This window comes from Bifidobacterium longum subsp. infantis ATCC 15697 = JCM 1222 = DSM 20088 (assembly GCF_000269965.1).
Taxonomy (GTDB): domain Bacteria; phylum Actinomycetota; class Actinomycetes; order Actinomycetales; family Bifidobacteriaceae; genus Bifidobacterium; species Bifidobacterium infantis.
Map to the genome: position 1 here is coordinate 865,282 of NC_017219.1, position 14,203 is coordinate 879,484.

Here is a 14,203-nt window from a genome sequence, read left to right on the forward strand (position 1 = left end):
CATCGAGTAACGTCCCATAAGTAATGCATATAGCGCAGCGGCCATGCCACGTGTTCTGATACTCTACGATGACACGGCAAGGGGGTCGTGGCAGGTATGTTCGGCCCCCGAAATCGTACATGGGCGGCTAAGACCGTTTATGCGCAGGAGAAGAAACGAGAAGCAAAGGAAGGAGCGCGCCCGATGACATTCGATTGGTCGTTCGTGCAGCGTTACGCGCCTTTCTTCGTCAATGGCACATTGATGACCTTATTCATATCCGTGTTTGGCATACTGCTTGCCGTCGCGGTGGGTCTGGTCTGCGCCGGCGTGGAAATCGCGCGTATCCCGGTCGCCCGGCAAATCGTAAGAATCTATATCGAACTCAGCCGCAATACGCCATTGCTGGTACAGCTGTACTTTCTGTACTTCGGCCTGCCCAAACTCGGCGTAGTATGGTCCGCCGAAACCTGCGCGATAGTCGGCCTCGGATTCCTGGGCGGTTCCTACATGGCCGAGGCGATGCGCGGCGGATTGGAAGCGGTGCCCAACGTGCAGCGCGAAACCGCATACGTACTGGGACTGACCTCCACGCAAACCATCACCCGGGTCATTCTGCCGCAGGCGGTGTCCACCGCCATTCCAGGCGTAGTGGCCAATGTGATCTTCCTGTTCAAGGAATCGAGCGTCGTCTCCGCCATTGCGCTCGCCGACGTGATGTATATGGCCAAAGATCTGATCGGCATGTACTACAGCACCTATGAGTCGCTGTTCATGCTGATTGTGGCGTATCTGGTGATTCTGCTGCCGATTTCCATCTTTGGCACATGGCTGGAGAGGAGGTTCGATTATGGACGGCGCTGAAATACTGCTCCAGCCGGGCGTATTCCCACGTCTGTTGCAAGGCCTATGGGTCACCGTGTGGATAGCCGGCGTATCCGTAGGCGCGTCCATCCCGGTCGGCCTGTTGGTGGGCTGGCTGATGACGCTGAAGAACCCCGTGATCCGGGCCGCGATGCGCATCTACCTCGACTTCATCCGCATTATGCCTCAGCTGGCGTTGCTGTTCCTTGCCTACTACGGTTTTGCTCGATGGTTCGATTGGAATCTCGATGCCACCGGTGCCTGCGTGCTGGTGTTCATCCTGTGGGGAGGCGCCGAGCTGGGCGATCTGGTGCGTGGCGCATTGCAGTCGATTCCCAAAGTGCAGTACGAATCGAGCTACGTACTGGGGTTGAGCCCGTGGCAGGCTTTCTCCCGGGTGATTCTGCCGCAGGCAGTTCGCCGTATGCTGCCGGCATCCGTGAACTTGGCGACACGTATCGTCAAAACAACATCGTTGGCCGTGCTGCTCGGTGTGGTTGAGGTCATCAAGGTCGGCCAGCAGATTATCGACGCGAACCGATTCCAATTCCCGACCGGAACCTTGTGGATTTATGGCGTGATTTTCTTTATGTACTTCATCGTGTGCTGGCCGCTGTCCATTGTGGCCCGCCGACTGGAAAAGAGGTGGTCGAATGACTGAACCCGAAACGACCTGCAAGGGTTTCGAGGTGGATCATCTGATCAAACAGTATGCGAATGCCGACAAGCCGGTGCTGGACGACATCTCCTTCAAGGTGGAGCATGGTTCGGTGCTCGTGGTGCTGGGTCCTTCCGGCTCGGGCAAGTCGACGCTGCTGCGCACCATCGCCGGTCTGGAACCGATTCAGGGCGGCACGATTTCCATCAACGATCAGGTGATCGATACCGGAAAACCCGGCACGGAACGAGCCGGACGATCCGACCGGTCCAGTGAACTGCGCACCCGTATCGGCATGGTGTTCCAAAGCTACGATTTGTTCCCGAACAAAACGGTGCTCGGCAACATCACCATGGCGCCGGTGCTCGTGCAGAAGCGAGACAAGGCCGAGGTGGAGGCTGAAGCAATCCGGTTGCTTGGCCGTGTGGGACTTGCCGATCGCAAGGACTCCTGGCCGCACGAATTGTCCGGCGGTCAGCGCCAGCGTGTGGCCATTTGCCGTGCGCTGGTTCTGCATCCGGAAGTACTGCTGCTCGATGAGATCACGGCGGCTCTCGACCCCGAAATGGTGCGTGAAGTGCTCGACGTGGTGCTCGAACTGGCCAAGTCCGGGCAGACGATGCTTATCGTCACCCACGAGATGCAGTTCGCGCGAGCCATCGCCGACCACATCATCTTGCTGGATGGCGGGCACATCGTCGAGGAATCGTATGATGCGCAGGCGTTCTTCGAACACCCGCAAACCGAACGTGCGCAGCAGTTCCTGCACACCTTCGAATTCGAGTGATTCGATTGTGCCATATCGACGTATTTGAGAAGAAATATCAATAACAACAAGAGAAGGAGAACTCAATGAGTATCAAGGTTGGGAGATCATTCAAAGCACTGATTGCCGCAGGTGCGGCATTGGTAATGGCGGCATCCATGGCCGCATGCGGTCCGTCCGCAGGCACCCCGAGCGAAGCGAAGTCCTCTGACACAGGCACCAGCTCCGGCGCCAACGCCAAGGCCCGCAGCCTCGACGAGATCAAGAAGAGCGGCAAGATCAAGATTGCCGTCTTCTCCGACAAGGCACCATTCGGCTACGTGGACAAGGACGGCAAGTACCAGGGCTATGACGTCTACTTCGCCGAACGACTGGCCAAGGATCTGGGCGTGAAGCCGGAATACACGTCGGTCGATCCGGCCGCCCGCGTGGATGTGCTCACCTCCAACAAGGTCGATCTGGTGCTCGCCAACTTCACCGTCACCGAGGAGCGCAAGGAGAAGGTCGACTTCGCCAAGCCGTACATGAAGGTGGCGCTCGGCGTGGTCTCCCCGCAGAACGCGCCGATCACCGATGTCGGCCAGCTCGACGGCAAGACCCTGATCATCGCCAAGGGCACCACCGCCGAAACCTGGTTCGAGAAGAACGCGCCGAACGTCAAGCTGCAGAAGTACGACCAGTACGCCGATGCCTACAACGCACTGCTGGACGGCCGTGGTGACGCCTTCTCCACCGACAACACCGAGGTGCTCGCCTGGGCCAAGTCCAACAAGGGATTCAAGGTCGGCATCACCCACCTTGGTGACGACGACACCATCGCCCCAGCGGTGCAGAAGGGCAACAAGGAACTGCTGGACTTCGTGAACGATGAGATCGTCAAACTCGGCAAGGACGACTTCTTCCACAAGGATTACCAGGAGACCCTGGCACCGGTGTACGGCGACGAGGTCAATCCCGACGAGATCGTGGTCGAAGGCGGTGAGGTCTGACGGACGGGTTCCGTCCAGCCGTTTGAACCGGATGGGGAACTGGATTATATCGCTTCATAACCAACGCATATAGCAACGCCGGCCTTCGGGCCGGCGTTCTGCATTACAGTCATATATGTGGCGCGGGGGAGTCCCGTGCACGGATGACGCGACACGTAAGGGGGTGCGCAATGACCAGATTCAATACTCAGCTCGTTCACGGACTGCCGGTTGACGACAATGACACCGGAGCAGTGAATCCGCCGATCTACAATTCGACGACATATGCCTTTGAGAGGGTCGATGCGATGCCCCGCTACGATTACGCGCGCAGCGGCAACCCCACGCGTGATTTCCTGGAGCGGCAGATCGCCCAGCTTGAACAGGGAAAGCGTGGTTTTGCGTTCGCCTCCGGTCTGGCTGCGATCCATGCGGTGCTCAGTACCTTCAAGCCCGGCGACCGTATCGTCGTGGGAGACAATATCTACGGTGGAACGTACTCGCAGCTCAATGAGTTCTTCACCCGTTGGGGGCTTGTGGTCGAATCGGTCAATACCAGGGATGACGCCGCTTTGGAGTCCGCAGTGCGGGGCGATCGCGCGAACGGCGTCGCGCCCGCCCGGGCCGTCTATTTCGAGACCCTGACCAATCCGCTGCTCAAGGTCAATGACGTGCGCGCCATCTCCGCGACGGCGCATCGTCACGGCGCATTGTCCATCGTGGACAACACGTTCGCGACCCCGTACCTGCAGCAGCCGCTTTCCCTCGGCGCGGATGTGGTGATTCATTCCGCCACCAAGTACTTGGCCGGCCACTCCGACGTCAATGCCGGTCTTGTGGTCGTATCCAGTGAGGATCTGGCCAATCGCGTGTACTTCGCGCAGAATCGTCTCGGTGGGGTCCTGGCGCCCGCCGAATGTGATTCGGTGCGTCGCGGCATACAGACGTTGGCCTTGCGTATGGATCGTCAGCAGGAAAACGCGAACGCCCTCGCCCGGTATCTGCTCGCTCACCCATTGGTCAAATCCGTTCACTATCCAGGATTGCCCGGTGCCGGCGATCAGCGGCTCGCAGCCAAGGGGTTGAAGGGCGCCGGCGGCGTGCTGAGCTTCGAAGTGGTGCCTGGCGTGGACCCTGCGGATGTGCTCAACAACCTGCACATCTTCCGATTGGCTGTGTCCCTTGGTGCCGTGGAATCGCTTGCGGAACTGCCTTGCCGCATGACGCATTTCGAACTGCCCCGGGAGGAGCGTCTGAAGGTCGGCATCACCGATGAGCTGGTGCGTCTCGCCGTCGGCATCGAGGATGCGAACGATCTGATCGAAGACCTCGGACAGGCTTTCGATATCGCCTATGCCCGATACAGGGAACGCCACATCGACTCCGATGTACTTGGCGCATTGACTCCGAAGGTGTTCGCTTGACGTGATATGGCCGTATGTGCCGTTACGATGGATGCGATGGGAAGCCGCGGACGAAGCGCGGCGCGCAGAAAGGACATGGCATGGCCATTGATGTGTACGGCGCCACATGGTGTGGTGATTGCCGTCAGGCGAAGAACACGTTGGATGAGCTGGGTGCGGCGTATATCTGGCATAACATCGAAGAGGAGGACGGTGCCGCCGATCGTGCCGTGGCCATCAGCGGCCAGCAGCATATTCCGGTGGTGCTGTACGATGATGGCTCCTTCCAGGTGGAGCCCTCCGCCAAGGACATCAGGAACAAGCTGCGGGAGTTGAATCTGCTGACTGACTGATTGGCAGGGCCCTCTTACGGCATGAGGCGTGTGCCACCATTGGATTGGTGGCACACGCCTCATGCGTTGTTGCGGTTGTGTGTGGACCGTACTTACAGGCTTCTGAATCGCGCCTGGCCGATGGTCACATCGAAGGATTTGCCGGCGGGGGCGTCGTACTGCAGTTCGGTGATGGCGTTGCATTGACCCTGGACGAAGCGCCAGACACGATGCCCTCCCACATCGAGATCGAAATAGTGCTCATCGGGCCGGTCGGCGTCCCCGCCTTCCGTGAGACCCAAACCAAACACGTCGGACCAGTGCGCGGCCACCGCCGCGGGGTCGGGCACCGCGAAAATCGCGCGACGGGTGTCCACTTCGCCTATGGCATGCCGGTGCAGCAGTCCGCCGCTCTCGTAGCGGGCCAGTTGCTCGGATTCGCTCGCACCCCAATCGATGACGAACGGATAGCGCAGGCCCCGATCATCGCCCTTGATCCAGAGCAACCGCCAGCGTATCTCCTCACCGGCGGCCGTCGTGCGATTGCCCGGAACGATATGGCCAAGATCAAGGCCTTTGGCCGTGAGCCGTTCGGCCGCCTGTTCGATGCCATGCACGTGCAATGCCGGACGATAGAATCCCACATACTCGGGCAGCAGCTCCCCGGCTTCATGGAATATCAGCCCATGGTCCGGCGTCTCCGACAAGGCTTCCTCGCGGTCGTACAATGCCAGGAACTCCAGATAGTTATCGGCGAAGTAGGCCAAGGAGTTCTCCGTGCCATGCCCCACGTGCTTGCCGCCGTATTGGGAAGTCAGCCCTGCGTCGGCGAACGTCCGTTCGGCGGACTTGAGGTCATTCACGAATTCGACCGTATGGTCCCAGGTGAATTGTTGCGTCATGATCGGCTCCCGTCTTTACTTTGCATCGCCGCCGAGCGCCGTGGTGCGCTCGACCGCCGCCAGCACCGCGGATTGTATGGATGCCGCGAATCCGGTTTTGTTCAGGGTATATGCCTCGGTGATTCCCACTCCGCCGGGGGAGTTGTTGATATTGAGCAGCACTTGAGGCAGCACGTCTTTCTGTTTGAGGAATTCGGTGCCGCCGATGATGGTGTCGAGCGCGATGGCTCTGGCCGCGTCCCGGGGCAGACCGGCCAGCACACCGGCATCCACGTAGGCGTCGATGAAATGGTAGACGATGTTCGGCGGGTAAAAACCGGTGATTACGTCGATAAGTCGTTCCTCGACATACAGTACTTTGCCGAAAGTGTTGAGGAACGCATCCACGTCCTCGCGTGCCGCGGCCCCATTCAGCGCCACGCCGCTGTAACCGTAATCCACGGTGGTGAGTGTGTTCGGGATGATGCGGGCCACACGCCACCCATGGCCGAGCCCTTGCTCAAGCTTGGCGATGGTATAGCCGGCTACGATGGAGATCACCGTGGTCTTCGCCGGGTCGAAACGTCGCGCCACTGAAGCGGCCACGCCGGCGACATCGTCTTGCGGGCGCACCGCGATTACCACGATGTCGGCATCCGGGGCGTCCGTCGGTGACGCCGTCTCGGTGTTGTACGTGGATGCCAGATATTCGGCGCGTTCCCGTGAGATTTCCTCAACCCAGATGTGGTCGACCGGATATGCGGCGGCCTTACGTCGCACCGCTTCTATGATGGCGCTCGGCATATTGCCTCCGCCGATGAAATACAGGTTCGCTCCCATCGGTTCACCTCTTCTGATGATGGATACGGATGTATGTCAGTTCCCGTAATACCGCATGGATTCCCGAACCGTCGTCGTTCCTTCCGAAATGGCATATAGGTGTTCTTGATAGGCGCTTCAAGGATGCAATGATTTCGCGGATGGATAAGACGCTATAAGAAATGCCTGTAATACGTGGGCGGCATTCCGCTTGACATCGGCATCGCCGATGCGCTTCGATGACGGATAACGTTGCGAATCAGGAGAAGGGACCCCAATATGGTCAATCGTCGCGCCGACTTCCACGCCATCGTCAATCATCAGTCCCGGACGCCGTATCTGGTTAGCGCCTGGCAGCATCTTGTCGGTCATGAATACGGTGCCGAGGAATTCGCCAAGGCCACCATCGATTTCGTCAATCGCTGGGATTGGGAATGGGTGAAGATCAATCCGCGCGCCATATACTATGCCGAGGCTTGGGGCTCTCGGTACGATCGCAACGATTATGCCGGATTCGTGCTGCCGAAGAAGATCGGCGCCGCAATCACCGAACCGGATGATGTGCGTGGAGTCAAGGAACTCGACGTTCGTGACAATGAGTATTTCGCCGAGGCTCTGGCCGCCGCCGCCCTTATCCGGCATGGCCTTGAGGATCGTGCCGTGCTGCAGACCGTCTTTTCGCCATTGTCCGTCCTGCTGCAGATCGCCGATCTGCCGCTGTACCCGGGTGACGATTACGCCACCGCGACGCTCCGCGTCGAAGATCTGATCTTCAATCAGCCTGGTGTCGCCAAGCTGGCGCTCGCCAACATCGCCCGCACACTCGCCTCCTATGCGCGTGCGTTGGTTCGTCCCGAGTCCGAAGGCGGAGCGGGACTCGACGGCGTGTTCTACGCGCTCACCGGCACGGTGAGCGAGGGTTATTTCGACGCGCAACGCTATCTTGAATTCTCCGAACCATACGATCGCATCGTGATTGACGCGGTGCATCGCGCCAACCCGGACGCCGTGGTGCTGCTGCACACCTGTCGTGCTGAATCCCACCCGAATTGGTTCGACGTGAAGGGTGTGGACCTGCTGCAGTGGGATCAGTATCAACCGGGAAACCCGCAGGTGGATGCCGACCTGACGGCTGTGCCGGTCGCCGGTGCCCCGTACGACCTGTTCGCGCCGGACGGTGACGTCGAACAGGTGCGCCGCGAATTGGCCAAGACCAGCGCGCTTCGTACGGGCAAACCGTTTTTGCTGGCACCAAGCTGCACGGTTCCGACCCCGGCGGGCGACGAGGCGCTGCAGGCATTGAGCGACATCCGCGTGGGCTGAGCCGGTCCCCATTTACGCTTCATGATTATTCGAATAGAGAAGGGAACATCATGACCATCAAGACAATCATCCGTACGGCGATCGCATCCGTGGTCACTGCGGGAACACTGATTGGCGTCTCCGCATGCGGCCTTGGCGGGGATGCCGCCAGCGGTTCCAGCGACGACACCGTGAACATCGGAGTCATCTATCCGAAGACCGGGCAATATGCGCAATACGGCAAACTGTTCCAGCAAGGCTTCGATCTGGCGGTTGCCAAGGTGAACAAGGATGGCGGCGTCAAGGGTAAGAAGCTTGGTCTTCGATACTATGACACGCAGTCCGATGCCAAGCAAGACGCCGCGGTGGCTCCCAAGATCGTGTCGGACAAGTCGATCATCGCCGTGGTGGGTGACTATGCCTCGCCCGCATCCTCGGCCGCGTCGCCCATCTTCCAGCAGGCCGGCCTCGTGCATTACGGTTTCAATAATTCGGCACCCACCTTTACCGATACCGGGGACCACGTATGGACTCCCCAGATCGGTCAGGACAAGTATCAGAAGACCAACGCGGATATAGTGGCCAAAAAAGCCAAGAAGATCGCGGTGGTCTACATCGAGAACGACTGGGGCAAACAGGCCTATCGGTACTTCAAGCAGGAGGCCGAGAAAAACGGTACCCAGATTGTGTACGAGTCCAGCTATCTGCCCGACTCCACCGACTTGTCGCCGATTCTGATTCCGGCGCGCGATGCCAAGCCTGACGCGGTGGTCGACATCGGCTACGGGCCGGACGGCGCTCTGGTGATCAATACCCTGCGCGACAAGCTGGGGTACGACGGCCTGTACTTCGGTGGTCAGGAAACCAAGGAGTTCCTCGATCTCGCCGGCAAAAACGCCGAGGGTTCGATCATCACCGGATCCTTCTCCGCCACCGGCACCAAGGACGCCAAGGCCCAGCAGTTCGTCAAGGACTTCAAGGCCAAGTACGGCAACAACCCGGGCAATTTCGAAGTGACCGCCTACGAGGCGATCATCGATCTGGCCTATGCCGCCAACAAGACCGAACCGACCCGTGAAGGCATACAGAAGGCGCTGCAGACCGTGACGGATTTCCCGCTCTACCAGGGCAATGGCGGCACGTTCAAATTCGATCGGCAGAGTCGTCGCGCCGATAACATCGATCCGATTCTGCTCATCGTCAAAGATGGCAAGTTCGAACAATACGAAGGTTGATTCTCCGGGCTTTCCCATACACCACGAACGAGGTAACGCACACAATGTTTGATGTTCTTTTCGCCGGACTGATACACGGCAGCGCCTATGCGCTGGTCGCAGTCGGCATGTCGCTGATCTTCGGCGTCACCAACGTGGCCAACTTCGCCCAAGGTTCCATCGTGGCCGTGGGCATGATGATCGCCTGGTGGCTCGGTTCGTCATGGGGATGGGGAATCGTGCCCACATTCGTGGCGGTGCTCGTGGTTACCGCACTGCTGGGGCTGATCATGAACGTGGCGATCATCGCTCCGCTTGAAGGCCGTAAACCGATTGCGGCGCTGCTCGCCACCATTGGCGTCGGCCAGGTGCTCGACAATGGTCTGCAGGTCGTCTTCGGGCCACAGACCCGACCGTTCCCGAAACTGCTGCAGACCTATAACCTGCAAGTCGCCGGCGTGCGTTTCGGCACTTCGGACATCGTGATGGTGACGCTTGCCGTCCTCTCGATGCTTGGCTTATGGGCATTCCTCAAGTTCGGCAAAGCGGGACAGGCCATTCGCGCCACTTCCCAGGATCCCGAAGCCGCCATGCAGATGGGCATCCCGGTGAAGGCCATCCGTAACCTCTCCTTTGTGATCGGTGCCGTACTCGCCGGCGTTTCCGGCATCTTCGTGGGCTTGTTCAACGGCAACATCAATCCGATGAATGGCGGCACCATTGGTATGACGGCGTTCGTGGCGGCCACGATCGGCGGTCTAGGCTCCATCCCGGGAGCCGTGGTCGGCGGTCTTGTGCTCGGTGTGGTGGAAGCGTTCGGCATCTCTCTGTTCGGAGACGGTGCACATGACCTCATCACCTTCGGCGCGTTGATCATCATCCTCATCGTGAAGCCGCAGGGTCTGCTTGGGCCGAAGACCGATGTCAAATCCGAGCCGCTGACCGGCACGTTCCTGGGAGGCGGCAGGGCGATCACGCTGCCCTGGTGGGGTAATCTCATCGGTGCCGTGGCACTCGTATCCACCCCGTTCTTCTTCAATGACTACCTGTCCGGCGTGGGCACTCAGGTCGCCATCTATGCCATCGCCGCCGTGGGACTGACGTTGATTTCCGGCTCCGCGGGCCAAACGATTCTGGGCATGGCAGGACCGTTCGCCGTGGGTGCCTATGCCTCCGCGATTCTGGCCACGCAGGCGCATTGGCCCTTCCTGGTGGCGTTGCCCGCCGCAGGTGTGATCGCGGCGCTTGTCGCCTCGGTGCTCACCTTCCCCGTATGGAGGTTTTCCGGCCATTATGTCGCCATCGCCACCATCGGCGTAGGTGCGGTGATGGTGGCGATCATTCGCCTCGCCGAGCCGTTGACCAAGGGTTCTCTTGGCATTCAGGGCATTCCGTTCCCGAAGGTGTTCGGCGTCACGCTGTACACGCAGCAGATGATGTATCTGCTTGACGTGATCGTGCTGCTTGTCACGCTGGTCATCGTCATGCGTATCCGAACCGCTCATCTGGGGCGCGTGTTCGAGGCCGTGGGATCGGATCGCGAGGCTTCGGAGGCGCTGTCCATCCGCACTGGCGCCTATAAGGCGCTCGCGTATGCGCTTGCCGCGTTTTTCGCAGGTCTCGCCGGTTCGTTGCTCGCGCACCAGTACACGTACATTGATCCGACGATCTTCAACTCGAACATGTCGATTCTCATCCTGACCATCATCGTGCTTGGTGGTATGAACTCTCCGCTCGGCGCGGTGCTTGGCTCCATAGTGCTGATCGGAGCGCCCGAGTTGCTGCGTTTCGCTTCCGACGCGCGCATCCTGCTGTATGGCGTGCTGCTGGTGCTTGTCATCTTGTTCCGTCCCCAGGGCCTGTTCGCCCGGAAAGGCTGAGTCGCCATGACCGATTCCGAGACCGTATTTTCCACCGTAGACGCCGTGACCGGCATCGATATCGACAACGAACGCCTCGATAACGCGGATGATCTGGCTGAATATTCCGAAAGACACCGCCAGGCCGTCCTTGACGCGCCGGTGATGCTGCGCGTGCGCGAGCTCGACAAGTCCTTCGAGGGGCTGCACGCCGTCAACAAGGTCTCTTTCGACCTGCATCAAGGTGAGGTCATTTCCATCATCGGCCCGAACGGTTCGGGAAAATCGACCACAATCAACCTGATCTCCGGTTTTCTGCAGCCTGATTCCGGGCTCATCGATCTTGCCGACGAGCCGGTTGCCGGTCTGAGCCCTGCGGACATGTCTGAACGGGGACTGCTGCGCACCTTCCAGAACGGTCGTGTGTTCGGCGGTCTTACCGTCGAAGAAAACATCAATCTCGGATATCACCGGCGACTCGTCGCGGCACGCCCGTTCAAAAGCCTGCAAAGGTATCCGATCGCGCGTTGGCTGTCGTTGCTCGCCGAGACCGGCGTGGCGCTGGTTCCCGGACCGCGGACTCGGCGCGAAGCCGATGAGGTGAACATCCGCGTGGATCGGGAAATCGACCGTTTCCGTGAACGACTGAGCGCGCGTCGACGGGATTGCACCTACACGTTGTCGTACGCGAATCGTCGTCGTACCGAAATCGCCCGTGCCCACATCAGCGAACCGAAGATCCTGCTGCTCGATGAGCCGACCGCCGGCATGAACCAGTCGGAGACCGCCGAAGTGCTTCGTCAACTGCAGTATCTGAAAGCGCAGGGACATACCATCCTATTGGTCGAGCACAAGATCGATCTGGTCACTGCATTGTCCGACCGTGTGCTTGCGATGGATGGCGGCCGCGTCATCGCGCAAGGCGCCCCGGATGATGTGCGCAATGCCCCGCAGGTGGTCGAGGCGTATCTCGGCAAGCGGCGTGAAATGAACCATACCCGGGTCGCCGGGCAGTCGCATGTGCTTGCGATGCAGAACTCCATTGGCGCCGTCGTCGAAGTCGAGGACACCGGTGCCGGTACCGGACGAGATGAAACCGGGACGTTGGATGATGGCGGGGATGCCCTGCTTGCGCTCGATGGAGTGAATGTGTATTACGGGCAGGTCCACGCGTTGCAGAACGTGTCGATCTGCGTACCCAAAGGGGCCATCGTCTCTCTGCTGGGAGGCAACGCTTCCGGCAAGTCGACCACGATGAAGACGATTTTGGGCATCAATCATCCGAAGACCGGTTCGCTGTGGTTCCAAGGCGAGGATGTGACCGGACTGTCCACGCGCAGACGGGTCCAAGCCGGTATCGCCGCCGTGCCCGAGGCGAGGCGCGTGTTTCCGCAGATGACGGTGGAGGAGAATCTGTTGTCTGGCGCCTATACGCGACACGACAGGGAGGGTGTGGCCGGCGATCTGGAAGCCATGTACGATCGCTTCCCTCGTTTGAAGGAACGTCGTATGCAGCAGGCCGGCACGATGTCCGGCGGCGAGCAGCAGATGCTGGCGTTCGCGCGAGCCCTGATGAGTCGCCCGAAAATCATCTGCATGGACGAGCCGACGATGGGCTTGTCTCCCAAACTCGTCGAAGACGTACTCGAACAGATAGCGCGACTGCGTGACGAATTGGGCGTTTCCGTGCTCATGGTCGAACAGCAGGCCGAGCTGGCTCTCTCGATCGCCGACTATGGTTATGTGCTGCAGAACGGACGTATCCGGCTGCATGGCAAAGCCGGCGACCTGCTCGGCAACGAGCGGGTGCAGGAGGCGTATTTGGGAGGAGTGAAACAATGAGCGAAGCCGAAGGGATTGAGACGTCCTCGCATCCGTCCGTCATCGCCGTCACGCAAAGGAGGTTCCGGTGACCGCAGCAACAACCCAATCGGGCGCATCCCCGACGGCGTTCGTAGCACTTCCCGATGCTCTGAACGCTGATGTGCAGGAATGGTACCGCTGGTTCCATCGTCATCCTGAACTCTCCTATGAAGAGTTCGGCACCACGGCGCGCATCCTTGAGATTCTGGAATCGCATGGCGTTGAAATCCTCGAATCGGGACTCAGGACCGGCGTGGTGGCCATCGTGCGCGGCGCAAGCGCCAAGCCCGTCATCGCCCTGCGCGGTGACATCGATGGGCTGCCCATCACTGAGAATACCGGACTTGACTACGCTTCGGATAATGCCGGAGTGATGCACGGCTGCGGTCATGACTTCAACCTCACCGTGGCGTTGGGCGCGGCGATTCTGCTCAATGAACGGCGTGCCTCATTGCCTGGTACCGTCAAGATCATCTTCCAGCCGGCAGAGGAAGGTCGTGCTACCGCGGAGCGCCCCACGGGTTCCGTGCAGGTGCTGAACACGGGTGTGCTGGACGATGTCGAGGCGTTTTTCGGCACGCACGATGCAGCCGGACCGGTTGGGTCCATACTCATACGTGAGGGTGGCATCACCGGCGCGGTCGACAAATTCCAGGTTGCCATTCACGGCAAGGGCGCGCATGCAGCCGAACCGGAGGATGGCATCGACCCGATCACCGTGCTGACGAACGTGGTGCAGGGGTTGCAGGCGGTCATTGGGCGCAATCTCGACCCTAGCCATCCGCGGGTGTTGTCCGTCACCCATATAGAAGCCGGCAATTCGTGGAATGTGATTCCGCAGGATGCCTTCTTCGAGGGCACGGTGCGCACTACCGAGCCGCAGGATCGGGTTCTCGCCAAGAAGCGCGCCATCGCCATCATCAACAACACGGCCGCCGCCTACGGTGCCACTGCCGATGTCTCGTGGTTCTTCGGATCGCCTTCCGTGTTCAACGACGCCGGATGGACCCGCATCGGACGAGAAGTCATCGCCGAGCAGGGGCTTCACGCGGATGATGATCATCCTCAACTGGGAGGAGAGGATTTCTCATATTACCTTGATCGCAAGCCCGGCCTGTTCGTGCACATCGGTGCCGGTGAGACCGGTGCCGCGCATGGGCCGACGTTCCGGCCGAATCCGGCCGCCATCGGCTACGGCATACGCTTTCTCACGGCCATCGCGCAGAAAGCGCTCAACGAGTTACGATGAACGCACCCCTCCTATCATTCCGGTTGATACCGAACGATAAGAAATG

The 14,203-nt window shown here is 59.9% G+C and carries 13 protein-coding genes; 11 read left to right on the forward strand and 2 right to left on the reverse strand.

Annotation, left to right across the window (positions count from 1 at the left end; genetic code table 11):
• The first annotated feature begins 183 nt into the window (after positions 1-183).
• From BLIJ_RS03770 to BLIJ_RS03795, 6 genes are all read left to right on the forward strand, one after another.
• Complete coding sequence (locus BLIJ_RS03770; protein WP_012577133.1) at positions 184-843, forward strand: amino acid ABC transporter permease; 660 nt, start codon at positions 184-186, stop codon at positions 841-843.
• Positions 830-1,504 carry an amino acid ABC transporter permease gene (locus tag BLIJ_RS03775; RefSeq protein WP_012577134.1) on the forward strand — a complete coding sequence of 225 codons (675 nt, stop codon included), beginning with the start codon at positions 830-832 and terminating at the stop codon, positions 1,502-1,504. The genes BLIJ_RS03770 and BLIJ_RS03775 overlap by 14 nt, the downstream gene beginning before the upstream one ends.
• Complete coding sequence (locus tag BLIJ_RS03780; RefSeq protein ID WP_012577135.1) at positions 1,497-2,288, forward strand: amino acid ABC transporter ATP-binding protein; 792 nt, start codon at positions 1,497-1,499, stop codon at positions 2,286-2,288. Before BLIJ_RS03775 ends, BLIJ_RS03780 begins: the two co-directional genes overlap by 8 nt.
• 65 nt (positions 2,289-2,353) lie before the next feature.
• Positions 2,354-3,256: a cysteine ABC transporter substrate-binding protein gene (locus BLIJ_RS03785; RefSeq protein ID WP_012577136.1), complete on the forward strand. Its 903-nt coding sequence runs from the start codon at positions 2,354-2,356 to the stop codon at positions 3,254-3,256.
• 170 nt (positions 3,257-3,426) lie between these two features.
• Positions 3,427-4,659 (forward strand): trans-sulfuration enzyme family protein, encoded by a 1,233-nt coding sequence (locus BLIJ_RS03790; RefSeq protein WP_012577137.1) that lies wholly within the window; start codon positions 3,427-3,429, stop codon positions 4,657-4,659.
• An 80-nt stretch (positions 4,660-4,739) separates the two neighbouring features.
• On the forward strand, positions 4,740-4,991 hold the full coding sequence (locus tag BLIJ_RS03795) for a mycoredoxin (protein ID WP_012577138.1): 252 nt from the start codon (positions 4,740-4,742) through the stop codon (positions 4,989-4,991).
• A 92-nt stretch (positions 4,992-5,083) separates the two neighbouring features.
• On the opposite strand, the gene BLIJ_RS03800 is transcribed toward BLIJ_RS03795, so the two are convergent.
• Together BLIJ_RS03800 and BLIJ_RS03805 are read right to left on the reverse strand one after the other, a co-directional pair.
• On the reverse strand, positions 5,084-5,872 hold the full coding sequence (locus tag BLIJ_RS03800; protein ID WP_012577139.1) for a VOC family protein: 789 nt from the start codon (positions 5,870-5,872) through the stop codon (positions 5,084-5,086).
• Between the two features lie 15 nt (positions 5,873-5,887).
• Positions 5,888-6,691: a pyrroline-5-carboxylate reductase family protein gene (locus BLIJ_RS03805; protein WP_012577140.1), complete on the reverse strand. Its 804-nt coding sequence runs from the start codon at positions 6,689-6,691 to the stop codon at positions 5,888-5,890.
• A 258-nt stretch (positions 6,692-6,949) separates the two neighbouring features.
• Here BLIJ_RS03805 and BLIJ_RS03810 point away from each other — a divergent pair, with 258 nt between their 5' ends.
• The 5 genes from BLIJ_RS03810 to BLIJ_RS03830 all read left to right on the forward strand — a co-directional run bounded on the left by BLIJ_RS03810 (position 6,950) and on the right by BLIJ_RS03830 (position 14,157).
• Positions 6,950-7,993 (forward strand): uroporphyrinogen decarboxylase family protein, encoded by a 1,044-nt coding sequence (locus tag BLIJ_RS03810; protein WP_012577141.1) that lies wholly within the window; start codon positions 6,950-6,952, stop codon positions 7,991-7,993.
• Positions 7,994-8,043: 50 nt separating this feature from the next.
• Entirely contained in the window at positions 8,044-9,207 is a 1,164-nt protein-coding gene (locus BLIJ_RS03815) for an ABC transporter substrate-binding protein (RefSeq protein ID WP_012577142.1), read from the forward strand.
• 44 nt (positions 9,208-9,251) lie between these two features.
• Complete coding sequence (locus BLIJ_RS03820) at positions 9,252-11,066, forward strand: ABC transporter permease (RefSeq protein WP_012577143.1); 1,815 nt, start codon at positions 9,252-9,254, stop codon at positions 11,064-11,066.
• 6 nt (positions 11,067-11,072) lie between these two features.
• Positions 11,073-12,887: an ATP-binding cassette domain-containing protein gene (locus tag BLIJ_RS03825; protein ID WP_014484692.1), complete on the forward strand. Its 1,815-nt coding sequence runs from the start codon at positions 11,073-11,075 to the stop codon at positions 12,885-12,887.
• A 67-nt stretch (positions 12,888-12,954) separates the two neighbouring features.
• Positions 12,955-14,157, forward strand: coding sequence for an amidohydrolase (locus tag BLIJ_RS03830; RefSeq protein ID WP_012577145.1), 1,203 nt, complete (start codon positions 12,955-12,957; stop codon positions 14,155-14,157).
• Positions 14,158-14,203 lie beyond the last annotated feature (46 nt).

Excerpts from the sequence above, each read along its gene's own strand:
- BLIJ_RS03800 (WP_012577139.1), bottom strand. The coding sequence starts at position 5,872 with ATGACGCAACAATTCACCTGGGACCATACGGTCGAATTCGTGAATGAC.
- BLIJ_RS03820 (WP_012577143.1), top strand. The coding sequence starts at position 9,252 with ATGTTTGATGTTCTTTTCGCCGGACTGATACACGGCAGCGCCTATGCG.
- BLIJ_RS03805 (WP_012577140.1), bottom strand. The coding sequence starts at position 6,691 with ATGGGAGCGAACCTGTATTTCATCGGCGGAGGCAATATGCCGAGCGCC.
- BLIJ_RS03795 (WP_012577138.1), top strand. The coding sequence starts at position 4,740 with ATGGCCATTGATGTGTACGGCGCCACATGGTGTGGTGATTGCCGTCAG.
- BLIJ_RS03770 (WP_012577133.1), top strand. The coding sequence starts at position 184 with ATGACATTCGATTGGTCGTTCGTGCAGCGTTACGCGCCTTTCTTCGTC.
- BLIJ_RS03790 (WP_012577137.1), top strand. The coding sequence starts at position 3,427 with ATGACCAGATTCAATACTCAGCTCGTTCACGGACTGCCGGTTGACGAC.
- BLIJ_RS03775 (WP_012577134.1), top strand. The coding sequence starts at position 830 with ATGGACGGCGCTGAAATACTGCTCCAGCCGGGCGTATTCCCACGTCTG.
- BLIJ_RS03825 (WP_014484692.1), top strand. The coding sequence starts at position 11,073 with ATGACCGATTCCGAGACCGTATTTTCCACCGTAGACGCCGTGACCGGC.
- BLIJ_RS03785 (WP_012577136.1), top strand. The coding sequence starts at position 2,354 with ATGAGTATCAAGGTTGGGAGATCATTCAAAGCACTGATTGCCGCAGGT.
- BLIJ_RS03810 (WP_012577141.1), top strand. The coding sequence starts at position 6,950 with ATGGTCAATCGTCGCGCCGACTTCCACGCCATCGTCAATCATCAGTCC.
- BLIJ_RS03815 (WP_012577142.1), top strand. The coding sequence starts at position 8,044 with ATGACCATCAAGACAATCATCCGTACGGCGATCGCATCCGTGGTCACT.
- BLIJ_RS03780 (WP_012577135.1), top strand. The coding sequence starts at position 1,497 with ATGACTGAACCCGAAACGACCTGCAAGGGTTTCGAGGTGGATCATCTG.